Origin of the sequence: Martelella mediterranea, assembly GCF_021021415.1 — a bacterium.
GTDB classification, from domain to species: Bacteria; Pseudomonadota; Alphaproteobacteria; order Rhizobiales; family Rhizobiaceae; genus Martelella; species Martelella mediterranea_C.
In genome coordinates, this window is record NZ_JAINWJ010000003.1 from 1 (window position 1) to 2,298 (window position 2,298).

Below are 2,298 nucleotides of genomic sequence, written 5' to 3' on the forward strand. Positions count from 1 at the left end.
TAAACCAAATCTGTCTCAAAGGCGTTGAGACGGGACAAGTCAGGGAGAACATATGAGCGCCGCCTGAGGAAGGACGCTCAAACTCTCTATACGGAAATTCACTCTCACCCCATGAAGTGCTCGGTACTCCAGCAAAACTTCGAGCAAAATAGGCATGTAATTAACCAATGGCTTGCATTATTGCTCAGGGACTTCGAAAACCGTATGCCGTCTGGCATCGAGTGGAGCGCGGTCCTGCACCGTGACGAAGAGTATGTCCACGCACATATCTTGGCCATCAATGCGGACGACCCGAAGCTCAATGCGGCCAGCCTGCATTGCGGCAAGACTGCAGCATCCAGGTATCGCGCAGCACACGACACTTCCTCGGCGATCCCACCGCTTCCAAAGCCAGAGCTTCTGCTACGCCCACGCAAACCACGAAAACCAAAGCTGACCAGAAAACAGCAAACGCGAGTCCGAAATCAACGGAAGTACGAGGCCGCTGTGTACGAATGGGAGCAAGCCTGCACTCGCGTCCATCAGGTAAACCAGAAACGGCTCCGACTATGGCGCGGGGAGAACAGTGCCCATCTTCGCGAAGCGAGAAAGCTCCGCACGCACGTGCCCGAAATGAAGGCTTACGACGATGCTATGCGTGCTCTTCAGGACCACTATCACGACGCTGTTGGAAAGCCCTGCGGGCTATTGCGCGACGGGCCGCGCAAAGAGAGACTTTCGACCGTCGAACATGCCACCCGCAAGCGACAAGCCGCAAAACTTGCAAGGGATATCAAGAACGTCAAACACATGCGGCGAGAAACGGCGGCAGAGGCTCAAAACATCGCGGACCAGACCAGGATGTTCGCCAAGAACCTTGAAACACGAGAAGCCCGGCTTTTGCTTCGCGAAGAGGAAATCCGACGGCGAGAGGACGACTTGACCGCCAGGGTCTCCGCATTGGATGAGCTTGAGATTGCGATGGAGGAAACGCTCTCTGCAGCGGAACAGGGCGAAATCCATTTCTCCGCCAGAGGCTTCCAACTCTCCAATCCAAATATCACCGGACGGCTCCAGAACTTCCTGAATCCTGACCTCCGTCAAACTCCAGCAAGAAAGATTTTCGAAAAATTTCTTAAGCTGATCAAGAGGACGGTTGTCGGCTCAACCGGGCACCCCCCTGCCTCGACAGACGAGATACCTGCGGAAGACCTGGACAGACCCGGTCTTTAGTCCGGTTCGGCACCGACTTGCAAAACGGCCTTCAGGCGTCTCTTGCTGTCGGCGTCCTTGAGATGCTCGAACAGCCTTTGGTGAACCGGACGCAGGTGCCAGGCTGCGCGACCGCCCCAGGCGGCTCGTGTCGAGCGGTCAGGATCGATCCCCTGTCGCTTGTGTAATTGAGCGTGTAAATCGGCACAAGGGTTCGACGTCGATCGGCACGATAAGTATTTGAAATACTTAAAGCGCGTGGAGCCTGCTGCCGCGCCGAATAACAAGCAGAACCATCGCGCTTCGCCCCTTCACGCCCGACGTGGTGTTCTGCGTCTACCTTCTCTTTCTCACCGATATTCAGAAGTCCACCCTCGTCCGCGGTTTCACGGCCGAACTTTTCCGGCTACGAAACAGGTACGAGCTGCCAACCGCATAGGAAAGCGTAAAGCAGACGCTAGTCACATGGAACAAAAGTAAGCCGCATTTTGTTGACCTTCTGTCACAAGAGCAGGAGTTTGTTTCATGGTTGGCAGGCAAGCAAGCCCCGTCGTTTTGAGCGACGAGGATCGTCATTTCCTCGAATCTCAGGTGCGTCGGCATAAAGCGCCGCGTTCGTTGTCGGATCGATGCCGGATGGTCCTGCTTTGCGCTCAGGGCCTGCAAAGCAAGGATGTTGCCGAACGTTTGGGTGTTCACGAGCACACGGTTGGCAAGTGGCGTCGCCGGTTCGTACAGGATGGCATTGAGGGTCTGACAGACGAATACCGGGCAGGTCGGCCACGAACTGTCTCCGATGCCAAGGTTGCTGAGGTTGTCGAGCGCACGTTGAACACGACGCCCAGGGACGCCACGCACTGGTCCATCCGTTCAATGGCGGCCGACAGCGGGCTTTCGCACACCACCATCCGGCGGATCTGGACAGCATTCGGCCTGCAACCGCATCGTGCCGAGACATTCAAGCTTTCCGCCGATCCGCTCTTCGTTGACAAGGTGCAGGATATCGTCGGCCTTTATATGGCGCCGCCGGATCGGGCGATTGTGCTCTGCGTGGATGAGAAATCGGTAAGCGGCGGCTGAGTGGCACGTTGCGGCGGCGTGAGCTTC

1 protein-coding gene and 1 pseudogene are annotated in these 2,298 nt (G+C 56.6%); both read left to right on the forward strand.

Annotated elements, in window-relative coordinates; translation table 11 throughout:
* Positions 1-111 precede the first annotated feature (111 nt).
* On the forward strand, positions 112-1,212 hold the full coding sequence (locus K7H91_RS01740; RefSeq protein WP_230718468.1) for a hypothetical protein: 1,101 nt from the start codon (positions 112-114) through the stop codon (positions 1,210-1,212).
* Between the two features lie 504 nt (positions 1,213-1,716).
* Positions 1,717-2,256 (forward strand): annotated as a pseudogene (locus K7H91_RS01750) (IS630 family transposase); the annotation flags it as partial.
* Between the last annotated feature and the right edge of the window lie 42 nt (positions 2,257-2,298).

What these genes read in the sequence shown, in the direction of transcription:
- K7H91_RS01740 (WP_230718468.1), top strand. Translation starts at nt 112, where the DNA reads ATGAAGTGCTCGGTACTCCAGCAAAACTTCGAGCAAAATAGGCATGTA.